At 41.4% G+C, this 631-nt stretch carries 1 protein-coding gene; it reads left to right on the top strand.

What is annotated here, in order from left to right:
* On the top strand, positions 1-631 hold a 631-nt coding region (locus tag RR876_RS17025), incomplete at both ends, for a neutral zinc metallopeptidase (RefSeq protein ID WP_332637194.1).

Here is a 631-nt window from a genome sequence, read left to right as displayed (position 1 = left end):
CAAAAGCAGGTGGTATTAGCATTTTAGGTTTAGTTGTGGCTTTTGTTGCATGGAAATTTTTTGGCGTTGATCCACAACAGGCCTATCAAGCAACTCAAGCAGTCACTAGTGCGCAATCTTCACAGCAAGGTACTGAACCACAAAATTTAACTGCTGAGCAGAAAGAGGCGAGTAATTTTGTTAGGACTATTCTTGCTGATACAGAAGATACGTGGACACCGATTTTCCAACAACAGGGTATGACTTATAAAGCACCGCGTTTGGTTCTATTTAGTGGTGTCGTTAAATCAGGGTGTGGCACAGCACAAGCAGCGATGGGGCCGTTTTACTGTCCAGCAGATCAGAAAATTTATATTGATACAGCTTTCTTTCAAGAGATGCATCAGCAAATGGGTATTTCAGGTGAGCAGAATCAAACTGAACTTGCTCGTCAAGATCAAGCTGGAGATTTTGCTCAAGCTTATGTGATTGCCCATGAAGTCGGACATCATGTTCAAAATTTATTGGGTATTTCTGATCAAATTCAACAAGCCCGATCAAAATCTAGCCAAAAACAAGGAAATCAGCTGTCTGTCCGTTTGGAATTACAAGCAGATTGTTTTGCTGGTGTTTGGGCACATCAAAATCAGCA

The sequence above is a fragment of the Acinetobacter sp. genome, from assembly GCF_036666595.1.
In the GTDB taxonomy this organism is placed as follows: Bacteria; Pseudomonadota; Gammaproteobacteria; order Pseudomonadales; family Moraxellaceae; genus Acinetobacter.
Note: the sequence above shows the minus strand (reverse complement) of the source record. Positions and strands in the feature narration are given on the sequence as shown.